Source organism: Helicobacter pylori SA213A (assembly GCF_000476275.1).
Classification (GTDB): Bacteria; Campylobacterota; Campylobacteria; order Campylobacterales; family Helicobacteraceae; genus Helicobacter; species Helicobacter pylori_CL.
This window is the reverse complement of record NZ_CBOM010000014.1, coordinates 16,752-42,518: the sequence shown is the minus strand read 5'-3', so window position 1 is coordinate 42,518 and position 25,767 is coordinate 16,752. Positions and strand designations below refer to the sequence as shown.

The window sequence follows — 25,767 nt, the reverse complement described above, 5'->3', positions numbered from 1 at the left end:
TGGCTTCCCCAACAGGACTGCCAAAGACTAAATCTGCGGGTTTGTTGGGGTTTTCATGAAGAGCAATTTTATAGCACCGACTGAGAATGAAATAAAGAACGCTCTTTTTAAATTCTTTAGCGCCTCCCCACCAATTCGCCACAGCGATTTTTAGGGGGGGGGGGGGAACTTATATGCAATTTTTTTTTAATTGAAGCGCTTTCTACAAAAGCGTCTAGTAGGGGTTGGAACATTTTTATCCCTTAAACCAATTTCGGCAAACTCAAATGGCGTTTGAAATACGCCAAGATCACGAGAGCGAAAGGTATCGCTACCAAAAAGTATAAGAAAGTAGGGATCGGCAAGGGATCGCCTGCGGCATAGCTGTGCAAGCCAGAAAGGTAGTAATTCACGCCAAAATAAGTCATTAAAACCGAATAAAACCCTAGCACGCTACTGCTCGCTAAAATAAAGGGCCAATTGTGAGAGCCTAAAAAACGCAAATGCAAGATTAAAGCATAGACGCAAATAGAAATCAATGCCCAGGTTTCTTTAGGGTCCCACCCCCAATAGCGCCCCCAAGATTCATTCGCCCACACCCCGCCTAAGAAATTCCCGGCTGTGAGCATGAACAGGCCTAAAATCATGCTCATTTCATTAATAGCGCTAATGGAAAGAATGGTTTTGTCCAAATTGAAACGCCCTTGTTTGCGCAAGATAAACAAAACCAAACTTAAAATCCCTAGCACAAAACACAAGCCCAAAAAGCCATAACTAGCGGTGATGACAGAAACATGGATATTGAGCCAATAGGATTTCAACACCGGCACTAAATGGCCAATTTGCGGATCCATAAAGCCTAAATGAGCCACAAAGAGCGCAATACCGGCTAGAAAGCTAGAAGCGGATAGGGCGAGTTTGGAGCGTAAAATAAACCCTGCGATCACAGAAGCCCATGCGATATAGAGCATGGATTCATAAGCGTTACTCCAAGGCGAATGCCCGCTCACATACCAGCGCAAAAATAGCCCCATAGAATGAGCGAGAGCGCAAAGCAAAATAGCCGTATAAAGGATCCTAGTGAGCCAAATATTAGGGGGGGTGTTTTTAACAAGAGAACTGATCACAACGATAAAAAGCAATAGCCCAAGAAAAATATAAGGCAAGGTCAGGCTGTTAAAAAAATTCGTGTGGTTTAAGAAAATTTCAGAATCCACTTTTGAAGAAGATAGATAGAGGTTTTTGGCATGCTCTTGCTGATAGACACTCAAATCTTTTAGGGTTTTTTCTACTTTATCCCATTGGTTGGTTTTCAAAGCGTCATCAAACCCGCTAAACATATTTTTTAAAAAATCCGTTGCCACGCTTGAAATTTCTTTATTAGGGCTGTTGATCGCTTCAATGGGCGAGAGCCAAGCGCTGGTTTTATCGCTAGGGAAAATGCGTAAAAATTGGGCGCTAAAAAGCGTATAAACCAAATTGATGCGCTCATCTACTTTTAAGACATCTTTATCCAACTCATTGCGTTCGTTGGGGGATTTTTGATTGACTTCTTCAACTAAATTTTTCAATTTATACCCACGGCTATCAAACACATCTCTAAAAGCGATACGGCTTTCATCTAAAGGCGTGCCAATAAGCTTTCTTAAGGTTTTAGTGGAAGTGTAAATCATCTTAACGCTGCGCCAATCATCAGGGAAAAACATGATCCCTAAAAGCGCTTGCATGGCGTTTAGCCCTTGAAAATCATCTTTTCTTAAAATTTTATGAATGTATTCAATGCTAATCGTGTCAAGGGGCTTGATACGCCCATCAAAATCTTGGACTTGAAGCCTTTGAAAGGCTTTCAAATGGTCTTTGGAATACTCTCTTAAATGCCTCAAACGCTCTAAAATAGCGCTTTTAGAGTTTTCTTTACTAGTGGGATTTTCTACGCTTTGTCGTTCTATTTGAGTGCTTTTGCCCCCATGCATATCAATTTGGCTCTCATTAGCGAATGAATGGGTTAAGGGGCTGATCACAACAAAAGCGAGTAAGAAACTGGCCATTTGTTGGGATTTTAAAAAGCGTGAAAGCTTTAAAAAACGCCCGTTTTTATCCATAAGCAACCACAAAGCCCCTAAAATAAGCATCGCATACCCTAAATAAGTGGGGATTTTGCCCGGGTCTTTATTGACAGAAAGGATCGTACCTTTTTCATCCATGTCATAGGAAGATTGGAAAAAGCGATAACCTTCATAATCTAAGACATGGTTCATAAAAATCCTATAAGGTTTGATTAAGGTGTTATCCAGTTTCAACACTTCCACTTCTGAAGCGTAAGATGAAGGGCTCATAGAGCCAGCGTAGCGCTCTAATTCAAAACGCTTCAATTTGATTTGGAAAGGCAATTCAATATCAGCCGATCCAAAGCTTAAAGAAAGCTTGTCGTCTTTAAACATTTCGCTCTCTTCTATGCCTTCATTCCTGTTGGTTTTAATGAGGTTGAATTTGTGGCTCACGCCATTATAAGTCGCTTTTAGCGCTAAAATAGTAGCGTCATCTTTTTTAATGGCGTTTTGTTTGTAAATCTCTAAAGGTTCTAAAATTAAAGGCTTGTGATCTAAAGTGGCATGAATGGGCCTTAATCGTTTGGAATGATAAAAGGTTAAGGGCGCTTTTAAAGAAAGTTTAGTGGTGTCATTCAAAGCGATATTAAGGTAAGTGTCCGCGCTTTCAAAAGAGCTTTGAACGCTATTTTCTCGCACATGCATAAGGCCTTCCACGCCAAAAAAGCGCGTGATCGCTGCCCCTAAAATGATTAAAATCAAGGAGCTGTGGAAAAAAAGGCTCGCATACCTTTTGCGTTCCAAAGCTTTAGATTTAATGAATGCGCCTATTAAAACCACCAGCAAATACGCATGCAAGAAATTAAACCATGGGGTGTTATACACAATAGCCTTACTCGCGCTCGTGCCGTAGTCGTTTTCTATAAAAGTGGCTATCGCGCATGCCAAAGCGTAAAGGGCGATTAAAGGGATAGCGACCCAAAAAGAAGCCAGCAAAAAAGAAAGCAGGCTTTTGAGATTTTTCATTAGACTTTCCTAGTTAGACTTGCTTTTAGAAAGGTTGGTTCTATACTTGATGTAAGCTTTTAATTTTTTAGTGAGATCCTCGTCGTTTTTCGTGTCTTGATACTTCCCATCGCCGATAAATTCTAGCACGGCTAAAAATTGCACAGAAGGCATGTAACCGGGCAATTCATAGATGGTTTTACCGGTTTTGTCAGATAAAACAATCGTAGGGGTGGATTGGACGGCATAAATTTGCTCTAATTCTTCAGTAGACATCTTGATTTCTTTTTCATTACTTTTATCGCCGACCTTAAAATTATGCTCTTTAGAGTAGCTGATATTAACATAGTAAGCGCTAAAATGCTCTTTAATATAGTCGCGCAATTCTTTGACATTTTTGAGATCGTTTTTCAGCCTTTCACAATAAGCGCAACCATTACGGCCAAAAACTAAAAGCATGTATTTATTATTAGGGCTAATGGACTTATTGTTTAGAAAAACATCTTCTAAACCAGCGTAACTCTTTTTGTCTATGTTGTCTCGCTCATCGTTTAATTCTTTGGAGCTTTGAGAGCCGGAGCTTAAAAGATTTTCGTCTAATTTGTCCTTATTGTTGGACTTGCAAGCGCTTAAAACTAACGAAATCAATAGCAAAACGCTTAAAAATTTCTTGGAAACATAAGAGAATGAAAACATGCAATAACCTTTATCTTTTAATGGGTTTGAAAACTCAGTATCTTACTACAATAATCGCTTTTTGATGCATATTTTATCCGTCTTTGAGATTTTTAACCCATTCAATAATGAACTTTGCAAACTCTATAGAATCGTTTAAACACGGGCAAACTAAATACTCTTTAATCGCTAATCGCTCTGCCATCAAGCGGTATTGTATTTCTAATTCATAGAGCGTTTCAGAATTGTCAATCGTGAAAGCCAAAGGGTAGATGATGATGTTAGACTTGCGGTGCTTTTCTATCAATTCCTCAGTGCTTGGCTCTAGCCATTTCATAGGCCCTAGCTTGGATTGGTAAGAGAGTAAAACCTCTTTAAAAGGGATATTTTTTTGTTGCATCAAATCTTTTAACAAACTCACATGATGCTCGCATTCTTGCTGGTAAGTATCGCCGGCATCAATAATGCTTTTAGGCAAACCATGGACGGAAAAGATTAGGACAAAATCTTGGCTTTTGTGGTTGTTTAGGGTGCTTAAAATCGTGTTTAAAATGATTTCATTAAGTTTTTCGCTCGCATAAAAACGCTCTATCACTCGCACTTTAGGGCGGAAAGTTTCTAAGGATTTGAGAGCGCTAAAAGCGTCATTGAAACTAGAAAGCGTGGTGGTGCTAGAATATTGCGGATACATGGAAAAAAACACCAAGCTTTCTATTTCTTTTAAGGCTAAATCTTGCAAAACCATAGACGCATAAGGGGGGGTATAACGCATCGCATAAGTGTAAAAACGAGAAGGATCCAATTCGTTCAAACGCTCTGTAAGGGCGAATGTGATAGGCGTTAAAGGGGATTTGCCTCCTAATTTTTCATAGATTTTTTTGGATTTTTCTATACGGCTATTGACGATCATTTTACCCACCATTTTACGCATGAAATTATTTTTAATGGTAAGGATAAAGGGGTCATCAAACATGTTTTTTAAAAACACCCCCACTTCATAAAGGCTGTTAGGCCCTCCCATATTCAAAAGAACAACCGCTTCTTTAGGGGATTTTGCGGCGTTATTTTCTAAATTATTAAGCTTTTCATTGATCAAATTCATTGGCACATGCTAAAATAAAACGATTAATAAAAAATAAATCGTTAGAAAGAAGTTAATGTTAGAGATGAGTTTGCAAGCATTAAATACACAAGATTCTTCTGTGATGGCTCAATCCTTGCTGATCCATGCCTTTTTTGCCGCCTTGCTCGCCCTAGCGTTTATGATCAATCTTTACACCCTTTTTAAAGAAAAGAATTTCATCCAATTGAACCGAAAAATCTATCTTGTCATGCCAGCGATTTACATTCTTTTAAGCATCGCTCTTTTGAGTGGGGTTTTTATTTGGGCGATGCAACAATTTGAATTTTCTTTTAGCGCTGTTATCATGCTTTTAGGGTTATTGTTGATGCTGATAGCAGAAATCAAACGCCATAAAAGCGTGAAATTCGCTATCACTAAAAAAGAAAGGATGGAAGCCTATATCAAAAAAGCTAAAATCCTGTATTTTTTAGAAACGATTCTTATTGTTGTGTTAATGGGCATTTGAATGCGTTTTGTCTACCACCCTTTAGCCAAAGAGCCTACTTTAAAAATAGAAGGCGAGAGTTATATCCATTTATACCGCTCAAGACGTATCAAAAGCGCGAGTCGTTTGGATTTAAGGAATTTAAAAGACGGCTTTTTATACACCTATGAGCATGCAGAAATCGCTAAAAAACACGCCTTTTTAAGGCTAGTGGGCGTGCGGCAATTAGAGATTATGGCTAATAAAAAAACGCATTTGATTTTAAGCGTGATTGAAATCAAAAGCGTTGAAAAAATCCTACCCTTTTTAAATCAGTTAGGCGTGAGCAAGTTGAGCTTGTTCTATGCGGATTTTAGCCAGCGTAATGAAAAGATAGATAGAGCCAAATTAGAGCGCTTTCAAAAGATTTTGATCCATTCTTGCGAGCAATGTGGCCGCAGCGTTTTAATGGAATTGGAAGCGTTTTCAAACACCAAAGAGGTATTAAACGCCTACCCTAAAGCGAGCGTTTTAGATTTTAACGGCGAAACCTTACCCGCAAGCGCGAATTTTGAAAAGGGTATTATCATAGGACCTGAAGGGGGCTTTAGCGAACAAGAAAGGGAGTATTTTAAAGAGCGTGAAATTTATCGCATCCCGTTAAATATGGTGCTAAAATCCGAGAGTGCATGCGTGTTTGTAGCGAGCATCGCGCAAGTTTAGGGGGTATCGCAAAAGTTTTAAAAACAAGATTTTAAAACCTTAAGATCTTAACTTTTTGCTATAACCCCCCATTAACCCCCCCCCAATAAAACAAATTCTAAACCTAAAAAATCCACCCGTAATTGAAAAACACTTTAAAATGACTGCCCCCTTCATTCAAAATGACAGAATCTGCATAGATGCCATTATTAGAAGCGATTTGGATATTGCTTTGGATTAAAGGAACGCTGATGCCTACAGAATATTTAGAATGCTTGTAGCGGTAATTAAACCCGGTAACTATGTCTAAATTACCGCTTCCTTTGACTTGATTGAAAACATAGTAGCTGTTGTATAAGCCTCTTAACCCCCCAAACACCCCAAAAGAGGAAGCAAAAACTTTTTTAATCAGGTTGCCTTGCTTTTTGTTAGTGTAAGTGGTGATGAAATCAAACAACACATCCATTCCCCCACCATAGCTTAGTTGTTGGATTTTTTCATCGCTAGCTTTAGCGTAGTTGTATTTGATGATGCCATAATAGGCTAATCCTATGTAGTCATTGAAATAGTGTTGGTAGCCCATTTTAACATTGACCCCTAAAATAGGGCTTCTAAAATTTTTACTTGAAGAGTGGTAAGTGGTGGTGGAAGTGGTGGAAAAATTTTGCGTGATCGCACTGACCATAGAGGTTGCAAAATTTTGCGCATTCAACCCAGCGTTTAAATGGCTAGTTTGGCTATTTAGGTTAGCGAAATTAATAGGGAGAGCGTTTTGATTGATGAGCTGCTGCCAAACAGCGGTAGTAACCCCTATAAGCCCAGCGGGGACTTGAGCGCAATTGGTGTAGATGGAGTTGGGGTAATTGCTAGGGAAAGCGGGCTGATTTTTGTCGCCAAAACGAGAGCACACATCATAGGTGTAACCATCCTGATCTTTTACTTCTTTTCCGTTTGTAAATTTTAGTTCTTCTTTTCCATTGACCAATTCTTCTTTCCCACCCTCACATTCTTGTGTAGCTCCGCCGTTTTCTTGACACAAGCGCACCCTTTGATAAGTCATGTTCCCATTATGCGTATAGCCTTTAGTGTGGCTAAATTCATGGATAATGTCTCTTAATTCATTGAGATCAATTTTGTCTAAGTTCTTGCCAAATAATTTTTCAGGGTTTAATGCAGAAGCCATTATCGCTAAATTGCCATCGCCTTCATCAAGTTCATACCCTAGCCCTACAAACCCTGATTTTAGGATATTCACTTCAAGATTGATCGCTCTTCTAAACGCATCTATAACGGATTGTGGGGTTAGCACGTATTTTTCATAGATGGGAGCGACACGCCCGTTATTGAAAGGATTCACGCATTTAGGAAAGTCAGAACCGCACTCTGATGGGCTGTTAGAAAATTGGAAAGGAGCGTTTAAAACGGCTTCTTCCCACGATTTGGAGTCAAACACCGCAATCATATCTAACATTAAATTGGTCAATTCTTCTGCGGTTTGTGGGGTGAAATCTGACACACAATCATTGCAATTACCTTTAAAATTGTTGGTATCGGCGTTTTGATAACTCATCGTTACATTGGTTGTGATCTTGCTGAGCTTTTCAAACAAACTTTGCGTGTTAGCGTCAGAAAATTGTGTGGCAGTGGCTTGAAGTTGTTGGTAATTAAAGCTATCAGCTTGTTCAAATTCTGAATCATTAAACAAGCTTGCAGGCAGAATGATTTGAGAATCTTTGGGGATAGTCTCTATCACGCCTAAATTGACCACCTTGCCTTGAGCGTCTTTAAAACTCAGTTCAACATTGTTTAAATTATAAGGCAGAAAGTTTTGTATGGTTACTCTCCCATTAACCATATTCGCATACACAGGGTTTTGAGAATAAAAAGTTAAGCCATTTTCTATATTGTCCGTGGTGAATAAAGCCGTTGCGTTTTTTAAAATGGTGCTTTGGGGTATGTAGTATCTCCCATAAACGCTTTGGGGGGTGGCCGTGTCGCTTTTGTTTTGTTCTTTGGGTTGTTCGTTAGTTTGTGGGTGGGTTAGGGGGTTTTTTTGGATTTTTTGGGCGTTTTGAGCTGTTGCTTCTTCTTTAGTTTGCACGCCTTCTAATAACCCGGTTTCAAACCCGGCTTCTATAAAAAAGCCGTCTTTTTGGTGTTTTTGAAAAGCTTCTAAAGGGTTGAACAAGCCGATTAAAGACAAGCAAATCGTTTTACTAACGAATCTTAGCATGGTAATTTCCTAAATAATTTAGCGTTTTGTTCTCAAAGAGTGTGTAACTCAATCAAACTGAAGTTTCGTATTATAATACATTTTTGAGAAATTGCGGTATTGTTTGTATTAAAAAATAAACAACGCCCAAAGGATAAGCGCTTTTATCTTTCTTCAAATCACCTTAAAATTTTAGGTAAAGTGATGCCCACTTGCCCTTGATACTTACCGCCTCTGTCTTTATAGCTTTGCTCGCACATTTCATCGCCTTGTAAAAACACCACTTGCGCGATCCCCTCATTGGCATAGACTTTAGCCGGTAAGTTGGTGGTGTTAGAAATTTCAATCGTGATATAGCCTTCAAATTCCGGCTCAAAAGGCGTAACATTCACAATGATCCCGCACCTAGCATAAGTGCTTTTGCCTAAACAAATCGCTAAGGTGTCTTTAGGCATTTTAAAATACTCTATCGTATGGGCTAGGGCGAATGCGTTAGCGGGCAAGATAAAAAAACCTTCTTTACTCGCATCAATTTTGGTTGCGTTGTTAGGGTCAAAGTTTTTAGGGTCAATCAAAGCGTTTTTGTTATCAAAGAGCATGAACTCGCTCCCCACTCTAATATCATACCCGTAACTGCTCAAACCATAGCTGATCACATTCTTACCGACTTGCTTTTCGCAAAAAGGGCTAATCATGCCATGCTCTAAACTCATTTTTTTAATCCAAGAATCCGCTTTTAATCCCATACGCACAAAGCCTTTAAAGTTTGTTAATAATTATGTTATTATAACAATAATTTTTTGCTAAAAACGCTTATGGTTAGTAAGATTATGTTTTGTGGCATATTTTAAAACAATATAAGGAATAAATCGTTATGAACCTTTCTGAAATTGAAGAGTTGATCAAAGAATTTAAAGCTTCTGATTTAGGGCATTTGAAATTAAAGCATGAGCATTTTGAGTTGATTTTGGATAAAGAATCCGCTTATGCGAAAAAAAGTGCGTTAAATCCCGCCCATTCTCCAGCTCCCATTATGGTAGAAGCGAGCATGCCAAGCGTCCAAACCCCTGTGCCTATGGTATGCACCCCTATTGTGGATAAAAAAGAAGATTTCGTGCTTTCGCCTATGGTAGGCACTTTTTATCATGCGCCCTCGCCTGGGGCTGAGCCTTATGTCAAAGCCGGCGATACGCTTAAAAAAGGGCAAATCGTGGGTATTGTAGAAGCGATGAAAATCATGAATGAAATTGAAGTGGAATACCCTTGCAAGGTGGTTTCTGTTGAAGTGGGAGACGCTCAACCGGTAGAATACGGCACGAAACTCATCAAAGTGGAAAAGCTTTAAAACCCATGAATAAAGAAAATAAAAAGGTAGAGAAAAAAGAGCTTTCACGCATTTTGATCGCTAATAGAGGCGAGATCGCTTTAAGAGCGATCCAAACCATTCAAGAAATGGGTAAAGAATCCATAGCCATTTATTCTATCGCTGATAAGGACGCCCACTACCTCAATACGGCTAGTGCAAAAGTGTGTATAGGGGGGGCCAAATCCAGCGAGAGTTACTTGAATATCCCTGCGATCATTAGTGCGGCGGAATTGTTTGAAGCGGATGCAATTTTCCCCGGGTATGGGTTTTTGAGTGAAAACCAGAATTTTGTAGAGATTTGCTCGCACCATTCTTTGGAATTTATTGGTCCGAGCGCGAAAGTCATGGCTTTAATGAGCGATAAATCCAAAGCCAAAAGCGTGATGAAAGAAGCCGGCATGCCTGTGATTGAGGGCAGTGAAGGGCTACTTAAAAGCTATCAAGAAGCTGAAGAAATCGCTGATAAAATCGGCTACCCTGTCATCATTAAAGCGGCCGCTGGTGGGGGCGGGAGAGGCATGCGCGTCGTAGAAGATAAATCCAAATTAAAAAATCTTTATTTAGCCGCAGAAACGGAAGCTTTGAGCGCGTTTGGCGATGGGAGCGTGTATTTAGAAAAATTCATCAACAAGCCTAAGCACATTGAAGTCCAAATTTTAGCCGATAAGCACGGCAATGTCATTCATGTGGGCGAAAGGGATTGCTCGGTGCAAAGACGCCAGCAAAAGCTCATTGAAGAAACCCCGGCGGTGGTTTTAGAAGAGGGTGTGCGTGAGCGTTTGCTAGAAACAGCGATCAAGGCCGCTAAATATATCGGCTATGTGGGGGCTGGGACTTTTGAATTTTTGCTTGATTCTAACATGAAAGATTTTTATTTCATGGAGATGAACACTCGTTTGCAAGTGGAACACACCATTAGCGAAATGGTGAGCGGGTTAAACCTCATTGAGTGGATGATTAGAATCGCTCAAGGCGAAAAATTGCCCAAGCAAGAAAGCTTTTCTCTCAAAGGGCATGCGATAGAATGCCGAATCACGGCAGAAGATCCTAAAAAATTCTACCCAAGCCCGGGTAAAATCACCGAATGGATCGCCCCTGGTGGGGTGAATGTGCGCCTTGATTCGCACGCGCATGCCAATTATGTCGTGCCTACGCACTATGATTCTATGATTGGCAAGCTCATTGTGTGGGGTGAAAACAGAGAAAGAGCGATCGCTAAGATGAAAAGGGCTTTAAAGGAATTTAAAGTAGAAGGCATTAAAACGACCATTCCTTTCCACCTTGAAATGCTTGAAAATGCGGATTTCAGGCAAGCAAAAATCCACACGAAGTATTTAGAAGAAAATTTTTAAGTTTTAAGGATTTTTTTAAGCATAGTTTAAGGGTTTTAAGCGATCAGAAAAAGTCAGCATTAAATTTTATGATTTTATAGTAAAGTTTTTTCATGCAAACCTTGTTTAAAGAAGTTACCCCTAAACGCTATGTCAATGGCAATGAGATGAAAGAAAATTCTAGCAATGTTCTAGATCAGTATTTCACTAAGCCTAGCGTGGCTTTAAAGTGCTTTCAAAAAGCTTGTGAAGTGATTAAAAAATACGAAAATCTAGATGGCTTTATTTTTTTAGAGCCAAGTGCAGGCGATGGGGTGTTTTATGACTTGTTTCCTAAAAATAGACGCATTGGTATAGACATTGAACCCAAAAGAGATGAATTTATTCAATGCGATTTTTTAAATTATAAACTGCCCACGCATCAAAAAGTGATTTGCTTGGGCAACCCTCCTTTTGGGCATCGTGGGGTTATGGCGTTAGAATTTATCAACCATGCTAGAAATTGTGATTTTGTGTGTTTTATCTTGCCCATGTTTTTTGAAAGTCAAGGAAAAGGCTCTATTAAGTATCGTGTGAAAGGTTTGAATCTGCTTTATAGCGAACGCTTAGAAAAAAATGCGTTTATAGACTTTAAAAATAAAGAAGTGGATGTGCATTGCGTGTTTCAAATTTGGAGCAAAAAGTATCAAAATAAAAAAAGTGAATTTTCTTGGTATAAGAATCGCCATAAAGAACCCTTTGGCGAATATATCAAGGTTTTCACGGTTTCATTAGCTAAAAACAGAGAATGCGGTAAAGAGTGGATTTTTAATCAAAAAGCGTCTTTTTACATTTCATCAACTTTTTATAAAAGCACACAAATTGTAGAGAACTTTGAGGAAGTTAAGTATCAATCTGGTATTGCTGTGGTATTTACTAGTGCTGACAAGGTTTTAAACGCTAAATTAAAAAAACTATTCAAAGAGATTGATTGGACAAAATACGCAAGTTTAGCGACTAATTCTTGCTATCATTTAGGCAAAAGCCATATTTTTCAAGCCTTATATGATCATTTGGATGGTTTAAAGGATAATTGATGGACTTAGAACAAACTTTTTTAAAAATTATTGAAAAAAACATAAAGAATTGAATTTAGGACAAGATTACAACGCTATTTTTTCAAAAATTAGAGATTTTGAAGCCAACGCTATAGGGCAAATTGGTGAAGAGTTTTTAAAAAGTGTGCTTAACGCTATAGATGAAGTGATCAATGATGGCATTATTCATGATGAATACGATATTATGACAAAAAGCGGTGTGTCCTTTGAAGTTAAAACAGCGCGAAAAGGCAGAACTAACAACACTTTTCAGTTCAATGGCATAAACCCACGATATAACTATGATTTTTTGATTTGCTTAGGAGTGTGCGAAGACCAATTGCTTTATAGAATTTTTAAAAAGGATGAAATCAATTACATTCATAAAGAAAGAAAATACTTTATGAAACAAAATGAGTTTAAAAAGCAATTGGTGTCAATGAATCCTGATAATCAAGTCAATTATAAGCTCACTCTCAATATTAAAGAATTGAAAGAAATTACAAGCCTCATCAAAGAGTTAGAAAGAATTTTAGAGTTAGATTAATATTTTTAGATAGAATTGAGTGGATCAAAATGTTTTTAGGAATAGAGTTTGCTTATCTTGTCTTTAAGAAAATCCAATGAAGTGGAGGATAAGATGTCTAAGATTTCAAATCATTATAACCCGTCTTTGATGGTAAGGGATTACCACAGGGTTGGTTCGCACGCAAGAAAAGAAGAAAATAAGGAAATTCAAAATCTTTCAGAGAATGATGAAAAAATCAAATTGGCCAAACAAGCTAAGCATGATAACCTAGCCATAGGGGATTTAGAAAGCCGCCTCAAAAGCTTAAAAGGCATGGATAAAGACGCTAAGGAATTGGTGGGGATTTCTAAAGCTTACGCTCATAACAATGAAAAAGATCGAAGCGATTTTGAGCATTTTAAAAGCCGTTTGGACAAAGCGATTGATTCTTTCAATCAAAAATCAGGCAACGATAGTTTGAAACTCCCTGGCAATATTGACATTGACGACACGAAGGCTTTGGAAAAATTTTCAAAATCATTAGAAAGTGAGAAAGAAAACATTCAAAACTCTTTGCACCAGTGGAAAAAACAGCTCGCTGAAACGAATCATTTGAACAAGGAATATAACACCTTAGATAAAACGAGACTGAACGCTCAAAAATTCCAAGATGTCCATGACACAAGCAAGATCACCCCATCTCGCTTGCAAGACTTGCTCGCTTGAAAGAGTTTGCTTATAGCGAGCCTTGTTTAGACGAAGAAGATAAAAAGGCTGTTTTAGAGGTTTTAAATTCTAAACAGCTCACGCAAGGCAAACGCTCTCTGTTATTTGAAGAAGCTTTGTGCGAGTTTTTGGGCGTTAAGCATGCGTTAGTGTTTAACAGTGCGACTTCAGCCCTTTTAACGCTCTATAGGAATTTTAGCGATTTTAACGCTCATTGTAATGAAATAATCACCACCCCTATAAGCTTTGTAGCGACGGCTAACATGCTTTTAGAAAGCGGTTATAGACCCGTGTTTGCTGGAGTCAAAAACGATGGCAATATAGATGAATTGGCCCTAGAAAAGCTCATTACTAAAAAAACCAAAGCCATAGTGAGCGTGGATTATGCCGGTAAAAGCGTAGAAATAGGAAGCATTCAAGAGCTTTGCAAAAAACATTCTTTGAGTTTTCTTTCTGACAGCTCGCATGCTCTAGGGAGCGAATATCAAAACAAAAAAGTAGGGAGCTTTGCGTTAGCGAGCGTGTTTAGTTTCCATGCCATTAAGCCTATCACTACGGCTGAGGGGGGAGCGGTCGTTACTAACGATAGCGAATTGCATGAAAAAATGAAATTGTTTCGCTCTCATGGCATGCTCAAAAAAGATTTTTTTGAAGGCGAAGTCAAAAGCGTAGGGCATAACTTCCGTTTGAATGAAATCCAGAGCGCTTTGGGTTTGAGCCAGCTTAAAAAAGCCTCTCTTTTGATGCAAAAAAGAGAAGAAATCGCTCTAGTTTATGATAGGATTTTTAAAGATAACCCTTATTTCACCCCCTTGCACCTTTCTTTAAAACATCAAAGCTCCAACCACCTTTATCCTATTTTAATCCACCAAAAATTTTTTACCAACAAAAGAGCCATTTTAGAAAATTTGCACAAGCTTGGTATTTTAGCCCAAGTGCATTACAAGCCCATTTATCAATACCAGTTATACCAACAGCTCTTTAACACAGCCCCATTAAAAAGTGCGGAGGATTTTTATAACGCTGAAATTTCCTTGCCTTGTCATGCGAATTTAAATTTAGAGAACGCCAAAGCGATCGCTCATGGCGTTTTAAAAACTTTTGAGGGTTTTAATAGAATAAGTTCCATTTAGGGCTTCAAGTCTTAATCATTAAGAATGGTGCGGAAGAAAGGAATCGAACCTTCATGCCTTGCGGCGCTAGATCCTAAGTCTAGTGCGTCTACCAATTTCGCCACTTCCGCGCACCGCACGCCATCGCATGCACATAAGAGTAGAAAATACAGAGGCAGTATTTTAGCTGTTTAATCCTTTAAAAATACTGAAAAATTGAAGTTTTTTATAAATTTGGAGTTTTTTCTGGCTTTAGGGAGTTTTAAATTCTTTTAAGGTATTCTAACGAGACTATATCATTGAGATAGTTTTAAGGAAATTAAGGAACACAATGGAAGTTTCACGCAAAAAAATTTACAACCCCGATTCTACAGAAAGTGTGAATGAAAGAAAGATTTTTGGGGGTAATCCTACAAGCATGTTTGATTTGAATAAAATCAAGTATCAATGGGCGGATCATTTGTGGAAAACAATGCTCGCTAACACCTGGTTTGCTGAAGAAGTGAGCATGAACGATGACAAAAGAGATTATTTGAAATTAAGCGCAGAAGAAAAGATCGGCTATGACAGAGCTTTAGCGCAACTCATTTTTATGGATAGCTTGCAAACCAATAATTTAATTGATAATATCAATCCCTTTATCACCAGCCCCGAAATCAATTTGTGCTTGGTGCGCCAAGCTTATGAAGAAGCCTTACACAGCCATGCGTATGCGGTGATGGTAGAAAGCATTAGCGCGAATACTGAAGAAATTTATGACATGTGGCGTAACGATATGCAATTAAAAAGCAAGAATGACTATATCGCGCAAGTGTATATGGAATTAGCCAAAAACCCCACAGAAGAAAACATTCTCAAAGCGCTTTTTGCTAACCAGATTTTAGAGGGGATTTATTTTTATAGCGGGTTTAGCTATTTTTACACTTTAGCTAGGAGCGGTAAAATGCTCGGATCGGCGCAAATGATTCGTTTTATCCAAAGAGATGAGGTAACGCATTTGATTTTATTCCAAAACATGATCAACGCTTTAAGGAATGAAAGAGCGGATTTATTCACGCCGCAATTGATTGATGAAGTCATAGAAATGTTTAAAAAAGCGGTAGAAATTGAAGCCTCATGGGGGGATTATATCACGCAAGGCAAGATTTTAGGGCTCACTTCAAGCTTGATTGAGCAATACATCCAGTTTTTAGCGGATAGCCGTTTGAGTAAAGTGGGTATCGCTAAAATTTATGGCGTCCAACACCCCATTAAATGGGTAGAGAGCTTTTCAAGTTTCAATGAGCAACGCTCCAATTTCTTTGAAGCTAGGGTGAGCAATTACGCTAAAGGGAGCGTGAGTTTTGATGATTTTTAAGGGGTTTGTTTGAATAGTATCAAAAACCATTTGATGTGCGAAGAAATCAATAAGCGTTTTCATTTGCACCCCAAAGTGAGAGAGGCCATGGAAAACATTGAAAGAGAGGTTTTTGTGCCAGCCCCTTTCAAGCATTTTGCCTACACTTTGAACGCCCTTTCCATGCAAGCGCAACAATACATTTCTTCGCCCCTAACCGTGGCCAAAATGACGCAATATTTAGAAATTGATCATGTGGATAGCGTGCTAGAAATTGGCTGCGGAAGCGGCTATCAAGCGGCGGTGCTTTCTCAAATCTTTAGGCGCGTTTTTAGCGTTGAAAGGATTGAAAGCCTGTATATAGAAGCGCGTTTGCGCCTTAAAAATTTGGGTTTAGAAAATGTTCATGTCAAATTTGCTGATGGGAACAAGGGCTGGGAGCAATACGCCCCCTATGATAGGATTTTATTCTCTGCTTGCGCTAAAAATATCCCGCAAGCGCTCATTGATCAGCTTGAAGAAGGCGGGATTTTAGTTGCACCCATTCAAGAAAATAACGAGCAAGTGATCAAACGCTTTGTGAAACAAAATAACGCCTTGCGCGTCCAAAAAGTGCTAGAAAAATGCTCGTTTGTGCCTGTTGTAGATGGGGTGCAATAAAGAGTGGAAAAAGATTAAAAAAATGGTTAAGCACTATCTTTTCATGGCGGTTTCGCAAGTCTTTTTTTCTTTCTTTTTAGTGCTGTTTTTCATCTCTTCTATCGTGCTTTTAATCAGTATTGCAAGCGTAACGCTCGTGATTAAAGTGAGCTTTTTGGATTTAGTGCAACTCTTTTTGTATTCTTTGCCAGGAACGATTTTTTTTATTTTGCCGATCACTTTTTTTGCGGCTTGCGCTTTGGGGCTTTCAAGGCTTAGCTATGATCATGAATTATTAGTCTTTTTTTCTTTAGGGGTTTCGCCTAAAAAAATGGCTAAAGCGTTTGTGCCATTGAGTATTTTGGTGAGCGCGATTTTATTGGTGTTTTCGCTCATTTTAATCCCCACTTCCAAGAGCGCTTATTACGGGTTTTTGCGCCAAAAAAAGGACAAGATTGATATTAACATCAGAGCGGGTGAATTTGGGCAAAAATTAGGCGATTGGCTCGTGTATGTGGATAAGGCTGAAAACAATTCTTATGATAATTTAGTGCTTTTTTCCAACAAAAGCCTCTCTCAAGAAAGCTTTATTTTGGCTCAAAAAGGCAACATTAACAATAAAAACGGCGTGTTTGAATTGAACTTATACAGCGGTCATGCGTATTTCACTCAAGGCGATAAAATGCGCAAAATTGATTTTGAAGAATTGCATTTGCGCAACAAGCTCAAGTCTTTCAATTCTAATGATGCGGCTTATTTGCAAGGCACGGATTATTTAGGCTATTGGAAAAAAGCCTTTGGCAAAAACGCTAATAAAAATCAAAAACGCCGTTTTTCTCAAGCGATTTTGGTTTCCTTATTCCCTTTAGCGAGCGTGTTTTTAATCCCCTTATTTGGCATCGCTAACCCACGATTCAAAACGAATTGGAGTTATTTCTATGTCCTTGGGGCGGTTGGGATTTATTTTTTAATGGTGCATGTGATTTCTACGGATTTGTTTTTGATGACCTTTTTCTTCCCTTTTATTTGGGCGTTTGTCTCTTATTTATTGTTTAGAAAATTCATTTTAAAGCGTTATTGAATGCGTTGTTTTAAGGCTACTATCGCTTATGATGGGGCGTATTTTTCAGGCTATGCCAAACAGCCTAACAAACTCGGCGTGCAAGATAAAATTGAAAGCGCTCTCAATTTGCTAGGGATTAAAAGTGCAGTGGTTGCAGCTGGGCGCACGGATAAAGGCGTGCATGCCAACAATCAAGTGCTGTCTTTTTGCGCTCCAAAACATTGGAATGCTGATAGGTTATTCTCTTATCTAGCCCCTAAACTCGCCCCGCATATTGTCTTAAAAAAATTAGAAGAAAAAAATTTCCATGCTCGTTTTGACGCTCAAAAAAGAGCGTATCGCTACCTTTTAACGAAGAATTTAAAAACGCCCTTTTTAGCGCCTTATATCGCTTGTGGGGATTTTGGATCATTAGATTTGTTAAATACCGCTTTAAAGCAATTCATAGGCAAGCATGATTTTTCCATGTTTAAAAAAGAAGGCGGGGCGCTAACCAACCCTAAACGCATCATTTTTAACGCTTTTGCTTATCAAACTTCTATCATGGGGCATGAGTGCGTGGTGTTTAAAATCATCGGCGATGCGTTTTTACGATCTAGCGTGCGCTTGATCATTCAAACATGCGTTCAATATTCACTAGAAAAAATCACGCTCGCTGCAATTACAGCACAAATCCATAACATTCAAGCCGCCATAAGAACGCCCATAATGGCTAATGGCTTGTATTTGCACAGGGTGTATTATTGAAATTTTAAAAGGTGTTCTTCCCACGCTAGGGCGCTTTTGATGATGGTGTCTAGGTTGTTATAAAGGGGTTTGAAAGGGGTGTTTTGCAAGATTTTAGCGTTATTGGCAATAAGGCTTGCTGGATCGCCTTGTCGTTTGTCTAAAATTTCCACTAAAAAATCGTTGTTTGAGATCTCTTTAACCTTATTAATCACTTCTTTCACGCTATGGCCTTGATTGTAGCCGACATTATAAATTTCGCTCTTATTTTTTTCTAAAAGAGTGTGATAGCTCGCTAAATGCGCGTTAGCCAAATCATCTACATGGATATAATCCCTAATGCATGTGCCATCTCTTGTAGGGTAATCGGTGCCAAAAATCCCCATTTTTTTCCTTTTCCCCACCGCGCATTCGCATGCGATTTTGATCAAATGCGTGGCGTTGAGCGTGCGCTGACCCAAAGTGTAGCGCGTGGAATAATCATTGTGCATGCATGCCCCAGCCACATTGAAATAGCGCAAGATAACGCAGTTAAAATCCGCCACTTTAGAAGCGTCTAATAAAATCCTTTCACTCATCATTTTAGACGCTCCATAAGGATTAATAGGGTTTAGGGGGCTTTCTTCATTCAGGCTTGAATGAGACTCGCCATAAACCACGGCCGTGGAAGAAAAAATAAAACGCTTGATTGCATGTTTTAAGCAAAGTTTGACAAGCTCTAAAGTGTTGAGCGTGTTGTTGGTGTAGTATTCTAAAGGCAAACGCGTGGATTCTTCTACTGAGATTTTAGCCCCAAAGTGCAAAATGGCTTCAATGGGGTCTTTTAGCTGTTGCTTATTCAAAAAGGCGTCTAATTTGTGCGTTTCATTCAAATTCGCTTGAATAAACACAACCCTATTAGGGTAGTAACGCTCTAACGCTTTGATATGCTCTAAAAAACCGGTGCTTAAGTCATCTACAATAATGATATTTTCTTTGGTTTTTTCTAAAAACGCCCTTGCGGTATGCGAGCCTATATAACCGCACGCTCCTGTGAGTAATAATGCCATAAAAACCCCTTTTGAAATGAAAAAATAACGAGTATTATAACATCTTAATCCCATTTATCATTTAAGGATTTTTTAAGGAAGTTTAATCTATAATCTTATCTTTAGTTTTGATTATTAAGGGCTTATAGCTCAGGTGGTTAGAGCGCACCCCTGATAAGGGTGAGGTCGGAGGTTCAACTCCTCCTAAGCCCACCATTCTTTCACAATCTTTGGGGAATTAGCTCAGCTGGGAGAGCGCCTGCTTTGCACGCAGGAGGTCAGCGGTTCGATCCCGCTATTCTCCACCATTGTTTTTCTCCTTGAATTTTTTTCTTTTTATCCATCATGTTTGGTTGAGAAATCCTAAACGATTGGATCGTCCTTGTTTAACGCCGCAAGTCTTTTAATTTAAAGCTCCTTGATGGAAGATTGAGTTGGATTGAGATTTTTTATTTGCTTTGTTCTTTATATTGCGCAAAATCTCTTTTGCTTTATAACTTTTCGCTTTCTATCTTTGGCGGCTTTATCGGCTTATATTTGTTCTAGGGGGCTTAAAATTTTAGGGTTTTGGGTTTTTCAATGATTGTAAGCGTGTTGTTACTAAATTGTGGGTTTTGAGCACTTCATTCTTTCTTTATTGGCTCAATTCAAGCCTTTCGTTAGAGCGTGGAAAAAATGTTAGAAACCCTTACAAAACAAGCTAATATATTCTATTCAATTTGCTCCAAGGACAAACAAACATGAAAAAACTTCTTTATACCCTACTCGCGCTTCTTTTAATCGGCCTTTTAACAACCTATCTTATCCTTTTTACAGAATGGGGGAATAAGATCATCGCTTCGTATATAGAGAAAAAAATCAACCCGAACGAGCGTTACTTGAGCGTTAAAACCTTTAAATTGAGATTCAACTCTTTAGATTTTAAAGCTCAAGCCAACGATGATTCCACGCTCATTCTTAAGGGGGATTTCTCGCTTTTAAAGCAAAGCGTAAATTTGAATTACCATATAGATATTAAAAATTTACGCTCTTTTAAGGATTTGATACCCTACCCTTTAAGGGGGGCTATTATTACTTCTGGGAACATTAAAGGGCATAGAAAAGCTCTCGTGATTCAAGGCGTCTCTAATGTCGCTCAATCCCACACTGCCTACAACGCCCTTTTAGATGATTTCAAGCTTTCTCATTTAAATTTGAATGCAAAAGATGCCAATTTAGAAGATTTGCTTTATTTAATCAACCGCCCCGCTTATGCGAACGCAAAAGTGTCCTTACAAGCGGATTTTAACTCTCTAAAGCCCTTAGAGGGGCATTTGATCCTAACAGCCCATAACGCTTTAATCAATAACGCCCTAATCAATCAAATGTTTCATTTAAACCTTAAAGACACGCTTATCTTCAACCTCTCGCACTCAAGCGATTTTAAAGAAAACAAAGCCATCAGCGATACCACCCTAACCAGCCCTTTAGTTAATTTTACAGCCCTAAAAAGCGAATATCTTTTCTCTGTTTTAAAACTCAACGCCCCCTACACTTTAGAAATACCCAATCTAGCCAAACTCCAAAATATGATTAACCACCCCCTAAAAGGGAGCTTGACTTTAAAAGGCACTATAGAGCAAAGCCCCAAACTTTTAAAAGTCAGCGGCCATTCAAATTTACTGGACGGCGCGCTGGATTTCACGCTTTTAAATAAAGATTTGAAAGCCCGTTTTTCCAATATTTCCACTTTAAAAGTCCTAGACTTATTCCATTACCCTAAATTTTTCCAATCCGTTGCAGACGCTAACTTGGATTATGACCTTAGCGCCAAGCAAGGCGTATTGAAAGCCCACCTAAAAAACGCAAGATTCCTCAAAAATGCATTCAGCGATTTCCTCTACTCCATTTCTAAATTTGATATTACGAAAGAAATCTATAACGATGCCAATCTAGTAAGCCAAATCAACCAGCAACGCCTGCTCTCTGATTTGAGTTTAAAAAGCCCCAAAACCCAATTGAAAATCCATAACGGCTTGTTGGATTTAAACACCAAACAAATGGACATGCTCATGGATGCGGAAATCTTAAAATTCATCTTTAAAATGAAACTTCAAGGCAACATGCACCAGCCAAAATTTTCCCTCATTTTAAACGAAAAAGCCATTCAGCAAAACCTGCAACAAGGCTTGAAAGAAATCTTAAAAAATGACACCCTTAAAAAAGGTTTAGATCATTTATTTAAAGATGATAAGCTCAAAGAAAAGCTTGAAAAAGGGCTTAAGGGGCTTTTTTAAAATTTTAAAGGACAGAAATGGCGCACATTTTAGTTAGCGGGGCGACTTCAGGGTTTGGGTTAGAAATCGCTAAAGCGTTTTTACAAAAAAGCCATGTGGTTTTTGGCACAGGGAGGCGAAAAGAGAATTTGCAAGAATTACAACTCGCTTACCCCAAGCGTTTCATTCCCTTGTGTTTTGATCTTCAAAACAAGCTTGAAACTAAGCGAGCGCTAGAGGCTATTTTCTCCATGACGGATCGCATTGACGCTTTAATCAATAACGCCGGCTTAGCGCTAGGCTTAAACAAGGCTTATGAATGCGAGTTAGACGATTGGGAAATCATGATAGACACGAATATCAAGGGGTTGTTGCATCTCACTCGTTTGATCTTGCCCTCTATGATAGAGCATGACCAAGGGACTATCATCAATCTTGGCTCTATCGCTGGCACTTACCCCTATCCTGGCGGGAATGTCTATGGAGCGAGCAAGGCGTTTGTGAAGCAATTTTCTTTAAATTTGCGAGCGGATTTGGCTGGCACTAACATCAGAGTGAGTAATGTTGAACCCGGTTTGTGCGGCGAAACCGAATTCAGCATGGTGCGTTTTAAAGGCGATAAAATCAAAGCCCAATCCGTCTATGAAAACACCCTTTACCTCAAACCACAAGATATTGCTAACATCGTGCTATGGATTTATGAACAACCCTTGCATGTCAATATCAACCGCATAGAAATCATGCCCACAAGCCAAACTTTCGCTCCCCTACCCACCCATAAAAACCCTTAAGGGGTTTTAAATAAAGGCTTTGTTTTAGTTAAATACTTAAGGTTTTTTAAACTTTAACGACTCTTTAAGTTTTAAAAAAAAGAATTTCGGTTGCTTTATTTTAAGCTCATTATCTTAAGGGGATAGGAAGTATTTTGAAATTATTCTCCCCTACTCCTCTAAAACCTCCTTTTAAATCCCCTAACCCCCAAAAGTTCGCTTTTTAAAGCCGTTTGATCAAGCCTTATTCAAACTAAACTTTGATCTTAAGCTGCTTGAGGATATCGCACGCCCCTTTAGCACCCAATTTACAGCCTTTTTTAAAGTTTTCTATGGCTTGTCTTTCATTCCTTGTTACGCCTTCGCCATTGTATTGCATAGCCCCTAAATTGAAACACCCTCCGCCATTTTCCAACTCGCATGCCTTAGAATAACGAGCGAGAGCCTCTTTAAAATTCTTTACCACGCCATCGCCATGATGATACATATTCCCTGCGTTAAAGCACCCTGGGCTGTCTTTTAAGTCGCAAGCTTTGTCATACGAAGCGAGCGCCTTTTTCAAGTCTTTAGGCGTGCCTCTGCCTGCATCATACAAGCTCCCTAATATCGTGCAACCATCGCCATCGTTTAAATCGCACGCTTTAGCGAAATATTCCACCGCTTTTTTAAAATCCCTAGTTACCACTTTACCATCATGATAAATCCCCCCTAAGCTCGCGCACCCTTCAGCGTATTTCAAATCGCACGCTTTAGAGTAGTATTGTAGGGCTTTATTGGTGTTCTGAGACACGCCTTGCCCGCTGTAATATAAATTCCCTAGCAAATGACACCCATTGCTGTAATTTAAATCGCAAGCCTTAGCGTAAAAGGAGGCGGCTTTTTTCAAATTCTTTTCCACCCCATGCCCTTGATAATAAAGCACCCCCAAATTAAAGCACCCGCTATTTTCTTTCAAATCGCAAGCTTTTTCAAAATATTTCTTAGCCTGAGTGAAATCTTGCTCTTTGTAGCTCTTTGCACCCAAACCTACAAGCTCTTTAGGATCTTGCTCTGCCATTAGCCCCCCTAAACACAACGCACCCAAGCACAAAACCCTAAAAAAGGACTTTTTGACATTTTCTAACATGATGTATCTCCTTATTAAAAATTTTATTATAGTGTTATTAAGCAAATACAAAATGCCATGATCTCTTTGTTATCTTAAGCTAACGCCCGCTTGCAAATTTCTGTGATCTTATCCCACTCTTTGTTTTGAATCAAATCTTTAGGGGTAAGCCAGCTCCCCCCCACGCACAAAACATTTTCTAAATTCAAATAAGAACGCATGTTATCTGCACTAATCCCCCCAGTGGGGCAAAATTTCACCTCTTTAAAAGGGCCGTTAAAAGCGTTTAAAAGCTTAACGCCCCCGCAATACTCTGCCGGGAAAAATTTCAAAGCGTTATAGCCCAATTCTAAGGCTTGCATGACTTCACTACTGCTAGAAACCCCAGGTATTAGGGGCATGCCTTTTTTCTTTGCGTGTTCTAAAAGGCTAGGCGTAAGGCCCGGGCTAATCAAAAACTCTGCCCCTCTATTTTGCGCTTGCTCTAATTGAGTAAGATTTAAAATCGTGCCAGCACCCACGTGCATTTCTGGCACATTCTTAGCGATAAGCTCTATGGCCTCTAAAGCGCAACTGGATCGCAAAGTAACTTCTATGATTGGAATACCCCCCTCTATCAGGCTTTGCGCTAAAGGCACAGCGTCGTTTAAATCCTCAATCACCACCACAGGGACAATGGGGCTGATTTGTAAAACCTCTATTATTTTATCTTGCATTTTATCTCCTTTATACCTTTATACCAAAACTCATGCCGCCCTCTTCAGCCGTATTAACATTCAATCTCAAGCTTGTAAATAATTCCCTACCAAGCCCAAAAGTAGGCTTTTCTAAATTTTCTAAGGTTTCTAAAAACAAGGGGTTGATGCCCCTATTTTCAAAATCCTTTTCAAGCACATTCAGGGCGTTATTAGGAGCGTCTAATTCTATCCAATCGCCATCTTTAATCTTAATGATCGCCCCATTCAACGCTCCCTCAGGGCTTAAATGGATCGCGCTAGGCACTTTCCCACTCGCCCCGCTCATGCGCCCATCTGTAACGAGTGCGACCTTATAGCCCATATCCTGCAAAGCCCCTAAATTCGTGGTGAGTTTGTGCAATTCTGGCATGCCGTTAGATTTAGGCCCTTGGAAAGGCAAGACCGCCACAAAGTCCCTTTCTAATTCTTTATTTTTAAAGCGTTCTAAAAATTCGCTTTGGGTTTTAAAAACAATCGCTCTAGCCTTAACTTTCCTGTGCTCATCTTTAATGGCTGAGATTTTAATCACGGCCCGCCCTAAATTACCCTTTAAGATTTTAAGCCCCCCATTAGCGGCGAAAGGCTCGCTAACAGGGCGTAAAATATCCGTATTCAGGCTATGATTAACAGCGTCTTTATACACCAAGTGGTCGTTTTCTAAAAAGGGGGTTTTGGTGTAATTTTGCATGCCTTTTTGCGTTTCTGTATCCATGATGGTATGAGTGTCTTCAAATAAAAGCCCCTCTTTTAACAATTCCTTGATCACAAACGCTAATCCCCCACAGGCTTCAAAAGCGTTCACATCCGCTGATCCGTTAGGATAGACTTTAGCTAAAAGGGGTATGAGGTTAGAAACTGCGTCAAAATCGTCCCAATTGAGAATCACCCCGCAAGATCTAGCGATAGCGATCAAATGCAAAGTGTGGTTAGTAGAACCTCCTGTTGCCATCAAACCTATAAGAGCGTTAAGAATGCTTTTTTCATCAATGAGTTTGGCTAAAGGCAGGACTTTCCCGCTCGCTAATCTTTTCGCGCTCTCTTCTACTAAAACCTTTCGTAAGGGGTTGTTAGGGTTGATAAAACTAGAATTAGCCACATGCAACCCCATAAACTCCATCATCATTTGATTGGAATTAGCCGTGCCATAAAAAGTGCAAGTGCCCACATCATGATAGCTTTGCATTTCCACTTTTAAAAGCTCTTCTCTGTTGATTTTTCCTAGTGCAAAATCTTGGCGCGCTTTGGCTTTTTTATAATTTTCTATTCCGCTCACCATAGGCCCACTTGGCACAAACACGCTCGCTAAATTCCCAAAACTTAACGCTCCTATAAGCAAGCCTGGCACGATTTTATCGCACACGCCTAAAAAAAACGCCCCGTCAAAAACATTATGGCTTAACCCCACGGCGGTGCTTAAGGCAATCACATCTCTACTGAATAAGCTCAATTCCATGCCATCATAACCCTGCGTGATACCATCACACATCGCTGGCACGCCACTAGCGACGCTCGCATAAGCGTTATGCTCTTGCAACTCTTTTTTAATCAAATCAGGGTAATTTTTAAAAGGTTGGTGGGCTGAAAGCATGTCATTATAAGCCGTGATAATCGCAAAATGCTTTCTTTTATGCGAACCTAAAGGCATCTTTAAATGCTCTGGCATGCTCGCAGTAACATGCGCAATATTCGCGCAACCCAAACTCTCAATCTTGGGCTGGTTTTTAGGGTTAAAGATATTTTCTAAATAAAACTCTCTGGTTTTTTTGCTACGCTCTGTAATTTTTTCTTTGATTTGTTCTAAAGAATGCTTAGGCATGAACA

At 39.2% G+C, this 25,767-nt stretch carries 22 protein-coding genes, 3 tRNA genes and 1 pseudogene; 16 read left to right on the top strand and 10 right to left on the bottom strand.

The features are described 5' to 3' along the window. Positions 1–242: 242 nt before the first annotated feature. The 3 genes from ccsA to hemH all read right to left on the bottom strand — a co-directional run bounded on the left by ccsA (position 243) and on the right by hemH (position 4,809). Complete coding sequence (gene ccsA / locus QT74_RS05850; protein WP_033765344.1) at positions 243–3,053, bottom strand: cytochrome c biogenesis protein CcsA; 2,811 nt, start codon at positions 3,051–3,053, stop codon at positions 243–245. A 9-nt stretch (positions 3,054–3,062) separates the two neighbouring features. Next, positions 3,063–3,728 carry a SoxW family protein gene (locus QT74_RS05845; protein WP_033765342.1) on the bottom strand — a complete coding sequence of 222 codons (666 nt, stop codon included), beginning with the start codon at positions 3,726–3,728 and terminating at the stop codon, positions 3,063–3,065. A gap of 73 nt (positions 3,729–3,801) precedes the next feature. Further along, positions 3,802–4,809 (bottom strand): ferrochelatase, encoded by a 1,008-nt coding sequence (gene hemH / locus QT74_RS05840; RefSeq protein ID WP_033765340.1) that lies wholly within the window; start codon positions 4,807–4,809, stop codon positions 3,802–3,804. 55 nt (positions 4,810–4,864) lie between these two features. Here hemH and QT74_RS05835 point away from each other — a divergent pair, with 55 nt between their 5' ends. Together QT74_RS05835 and QT74_RS05830 are read left to right on the top strand one after the other, a co-directional pair. Beyond that, positions 4,865–5,296 (top strand): hypothetical protein, encoded by a 432-nt coding sequence (locus QT74_RS05835; RefSeq protein ID WP_001933780.1) that lies wholly within the window; start codon positions 4,865–4,867, stop codon positions 5,294–5,296. Then, the gene (locus QT74_RS05830) at positions 5,297–5,977 is read left to right on the top strand and encodes a 16S rRNA (uracil(1498)-N(3))-methyltransferase (RefSeq protein ID WP_033765338.1); all 681 of its coding nucleotides are present in this window, start codon (positions 5,297–5,299) and stop codon (positions 5,975–5,977) included. It abuts the gene before it with no gap. Positions 5,978–6,080: 103 nt separating this feature from the next. Here the strand turns inward: QT74_RS05830 and QT74_RS05825 are convergent, their stop codons facing one another. Both QT74_RS05825 and dcd read right to left on the bottom strand, forming a co-directional pair. Next, a complete protein-coding gene (locus tag QT74_RS05825; protein WP_033765336.1) occupies positions 6,081–8,189 on the bottom strand; it encodes a porin family protein in 2,109 nt (702 codons plus the stop codon). Positions 8,190–8,347: 158 nt separating this feature from the next. Continuing rightward, entirely contained in the window at positions 8,348–8,914 is a 567-nt protein-coding gene (gene dcd, locus QT74_RS05820; RefSeq protein ID WP_033765334.1) for a dCTP deaminase, read from the bottom strand. A 128-nt stretch (positions 8,915–9,042) separates the two neighbouring features. On the opposite strand from dcd, the gene accB reads away from it, so the two are divergent. The 6 genes and pseudogenes from accB (at position 9,043) to pseC (ending at position 14,308) form a co-directional block, all read left to right on the top strand. Continuing rightward, positions 9,043–9,513: an acetyl-CoA carboxylase biotin carboxyl carrier protein gene (gene accB / locus QT74_RS05815; protein WP_033765333.1), complete on the top strand. Its 471-nt coding sequence runs from the start codon at positions 9,043–9,045 to the stop codon at positions 9,511–9,513. Positions 9,514–9,518: 5 nt separating this feature from the next. Next, positions 9,519–10,886 carry an acetyl-CoA carboxylase biotin carboxylase subunit gene (locus QT74_RS05810; RefSeq protein WP_033765332.1) on the top strand — a complete coding sequence of 456 codons (1,368 nt, stop codon included), beginning with the start codon at positions 9,519–9,521 and terminating at the stop codon, positions 10,884–10,886. 92 nt (positions 10,887–10,978) lie between these two features. Then, a complete protein-coding gene (locus QT74_RS05805; protein ID WP_033765330.1) occupies positions 10,979–11,941 on the top strand; it encodes a restriction endonuclease in 963 nt (320 codons plus the stop codon). Beyond that, a pseudogene (locus QT74_RS05800) lies at positions 11,941–12,488 on the top strand (restriction endonuclease). Before QT74_RS05805 ends, QT74_RS05800 begins: the two are co-directional and overlap by 1 nt. Before the next feature lie 93 nt (positions 12,489–12,581). After that, entirely contained in the window at positions 12,582–13,175 is a 594-nt protein-coding gene (locus QT74_RS05795) for a hypothetical protein (protein WP_033765350.1), read from the top strand. Further along, positions 13,172–14,308, top strand: a complete 1,137-nt coding sequence (pseC, locus tag QT74_RS05790; protein WP_033765327.1) for a UDP-4-amino-4,6-dideoxy-N-acetyl-beta-L-altrosamine transaminase — start codon at positions 13,172–13,174, stop codon at positions 14,306–14,308. Before QT74_RS05795 ends, pseC begins: the two co-directional genes overlap by 4 nt. 25 nt (positions 14,309–14,333) lie before the next feature. On the opposite strand, the gene QT74_RS05785 is transcribed toward pseC, so the two are convergent. Further along, positions 14,334–14,418, bottom strand: a tRNA-Leu gene (locus QT74_RS05785). Between the two features lie 200 nt (positions 14,419–14,618). Here QT74_RS05785 and QT74_RS05780 point away from each other — a divergent pair. Genes QT74_RS05780 through truA form a run of 4 tightly spaced genes read left to right on the top strand, consistent with a single transcriptional unit; the run spans position 14,619 to position 18,072 of the window. Then, positions 14,619–15,644 (top strand): ribonucleotide-diphosphate reductase subunit beta, encoded by a 1,026-nt coding sequence (locus QT74_RS05780; RefSeq protein ID WP_033765326.1) that lies wholly within the window; start codon positions 14,619–14,621, stop codon positions 15,642–15,644. Between the two features lie 9 nt (positions 15,645–15,653). After that, positions 15,654–16,283 carry a protein-L-isoaspartate O-methyltransferase gene (gene pcm, locus QT74_RS05775; RefSeq protein WP_033746188.1) on the top strand — a complete coding sequence of 210 codons (630 nt, stop codon included), beginning with the start codon at positions 15,654–15,656 and terminating at the stop codon, positions 16,281–16,283. Positions 16,284–16,305: 22 nt separating this feature from the next. After that, positions 16,306–17,343 (top strand): LptF/LptG family permease, encoded by a 1,038-nt coding sequence (locus tag QT74_RS05770; protein ID WP_033614652.1) that lies wholly within the window; start codon positions 16,306–16,308, stop codon positions 17,341–17,343. Beyond that, positions 17,344–18,072 carry a tRNA pseudouridine(38-40) synthase TruA gene (gene truA, locus QT74_RS05765; RefSeq protein ID WP_033765325.1) on the top strand — a complete coding sequence of 243 codons (729 nt, stop codon included), beginning with the start codon at positions 17,344–17,346 and terminating at the stop codon, positions 18,070–18,072. It abuts the gene before it with no gap. On the opposite strand, the gene galE is transcribed toward truA, so the two are convergent. Next, positions 18,066–19,100, bottom strand: coding sequence for a UDP-glucose 4-epimerase GalE (galE, locus tag QT74_RS05760; RefSeq protein WP_033765324.1), 1,035 nt, complete (start codon positions 19,098–19,100; stop codon positions 18,066–18,068). The two genes, truA and galE, sit on opposite strands and share 7 nt — an antisense overlap. A 118-nt stretch (positions 19,101–19,218) precedes the next feature. On the opposite strand from galE, the gene QT74_RS05755 reads away from it, so the two are divergent. The 4 genes from QT74_RS05755 to QT74_RS05740 all read left to right on the top strand — a co-directional run bounded on the left by QT74_RS05755 (position 19,219) and on the right by QT74_RS05740 (position 22,125). Then, a tRNA-Ile gene (locus QT74_RS05755) sits at positions 19,219–19,295 on the top strand. A 16-nt stretch (positions 19,296–19,311) separates the two neighbouring features. After that, positions 19,312–19,387 (top strand) — tRNA-Ala (locus QT74_RS05750). A 432-nt stretch (positions 19,388–19,819) separates the two neighbouring features. After that, a complete protein-coding gene (locus tag QT74_RS05745) occupies positions 19,820–21,355 on the top strand; it encodes a hypothetical protein (protein ID WP_033765323.1) in 1,536 nt (511 codons plus the stop codon). Between the two features lie 17 nt (positions 21,356–21,372). Then, complete coding sequence (locus tag QT74_RS05740; RefSeq protein WP_033765321.1) at positions 21,373–22,125, top strand: SDR family oxidoreductase; 753 nt, start codon at positions 21,373–21,375, stop codon at positions 22,123–22,125. Positions 22,126–22,357: 232 nt separating this feature from the next. On the opposite strand, the gene hcpC is transcribed toward QT74_RS05740, so the two are convergent. From hcpC to edd, 3 genes are all read right to left on the bottom strand, one after another. Continuing rightward, complete coding sequence (gene hcpC / locus QT74_RS05735) at positions 22,358–23,230, bottom strand: Sel1-like repeat protein HcpC (protein WP_033765320.1); 873 nt, start codon at positions 23,228–23,230, stop codon at positions 22,358–22,360. 74 nt (positions 23,231–23,304) lie between these two features. After that, positions 23,305–23,925, bottom strand: a complete 621-nt coding sequence (locus tag QT74_RS05730; RefSeq protein WP_033765318.1) for a bifunctional 4-hydroxy-2-oxoglutarate aldolase/2-dehydro-3-deoxy-phosphogluconate aldolase — start codon at positions 23,923–23,925, stop codon at positions 23,305–23,307. A 10-nt stretch (positions 23,926–23,935) separates the two neighbouring features. After that, positions 23,936–25,762, bottom strand: coding sequence for a phosphogluconate dehydratase (gene edd, locus QT74_RS05725; protein WP_033765316.1), 1,827 nt, complete (start codon positions 25,760–25,762; stop codon positions 23,936–23,938). Positions 25,763–25,767 lie beyond the last annotated feature (5 nt).

Excerpts from the sequence above, each read along its gene's own strand:
- ccsA (WP_033765344.1), bottom strand. The coding sequence starts at position 3,053 with ATGAAAAATCTCAAAAGCCTGCTTTCTTTTTTGCTGGCTTCTTTTTGG.
- QT74_RS05845 (WP_033765342.1), bottom strand. The coding sequence starts at position 3,728 with ATGTTTTCATTCTCTTATGTTTCCAAGAAATTTTTAAGCGTTTTGCTA.
- hemH (WP_033765340.1), bottom strand. The coding sequence starts at position 4,809 with ATGAATTTGATCAATGAAAAGCTTAATAATTTAGAAAATAACGCCGCA.
- QT74_RS05835 (WP_001933780.1), top strand. The coding sequence starts at position 4,865 with ATGTTAGAGATGAGTTTGCAAGCATTAAATACACAAGATTCTTCTGTG.
- QT74_RS05830 (WP_033765338.1), top strand. The coding sequence starts at position 5,297 with ATGCGTTTTGTCTACCACCCTTTAGCCAAAGAGCCTACTTTAAAAATA.
- QT74_RS05825 (WP_033765336.1), bottom strand. The coding sequence starts at position 8,189 with ATGCTAAGATTCGTTAGTAAAACGATTTGCTTGTCTTTAATCGGCTTG.
- dcd (WP_033765334.1), bottom strand. The coding sequence starts at position 8,914 with ATGGGATTAAAAGCGGATTCTTGGATTAAAAAAATGAGTTTAGAGCAT.
- accB (WP_033765333.1), top strand. The coding sequence starts at position 9,043 with ATGAACCTTTCTGAAATTGAAGAGTTGATCAAAGAATTTAAAGCTTCT.
- QT74_RS05810 (WP_033765332.1), top strand. The coding sequence starts at position 9,519 with ATGAATAAAGAAAATAAAAAGGTAGAGAAAAAAGAGCTTTCACGCATT.
- QT74_RS05805 (WP_033765330.1), top strand. The coding sequence starts at position 10,979 with ATGCAAACCTTGTTTAAAGAAGTTACCCCTAAACGCTATGTCAATGGC.
- QT74_RS05795 (WP_033765350.1), top strand. The coding sequence starts at position 12,582 with ATGTCTAAGATTTCAAATCATTATAACCCGTCTTTGATGGTAAGGGAT.
- QT74_RS05780 (WP_033765326.1), top strand. The coding sequence starts at position 14,619 with ATGGAAGTTTCACGCAAAAAAATTTACAACCCCGATTCTACAGAAAGT.
- QT74_RS05770 (WP_033614652.1), top strand. The coding sequence starts at position 16,306 with ATGGTTAAGCACTATCTTTTCATGGCGGTTTCGCAAGTCTTTTTTTCT.
- truA (WP_033765325.1), top strand. The coding sequence starts at position 17,344 with ATGCGTTGTTTTAAGGCTACTATCGCTTATGATGGGGCGTATTTTTCA.
- galE (WP_033765324.1), bottom strand. The coding sequence starts at position 19,100 with ATGGCATTATTACTCACAGGAGCGTGCGGTTATATAGGCTCGCATACC.
- QT74_RS05745 (WP_033765323.1), top strand. The coding sequence starts at position 19,820 with ATGAAAAAACTTCTTTATACCCTACTCGCGCTTCTTTTAATCGGCCTT.
- QT74_RS05740 (WP_033765321.1), top strand. The coding sequence starts at position 21,373 with ATGGCGCACATTTTAGTTAGCGGGGCGACTTCAGGGTTTGGGTTAGAA.
- hcpC (WP_033765320.1), bottom strand. The coding sequence starts at position 23,230 with ATGTTAGAAAATGTCAAAAAGTCCTTTTTTAGGGTTTTGTGCTTGGGT.
- QT74_RS05730 (WP_033765318.1), bottom strand. The coding sequence starts at position 23,925 with ATGCAAGATAAAATAATAGAGGTTTTACAAATCAGCCCCATTGTCCCT.
- edd (WP_033765316.1), bottom strand. The coding sequence starts at position 25,762 with ATGCCTAAGCATTCTTTAGAACAAATCAAAGAAAAAATTACAGAGCGT.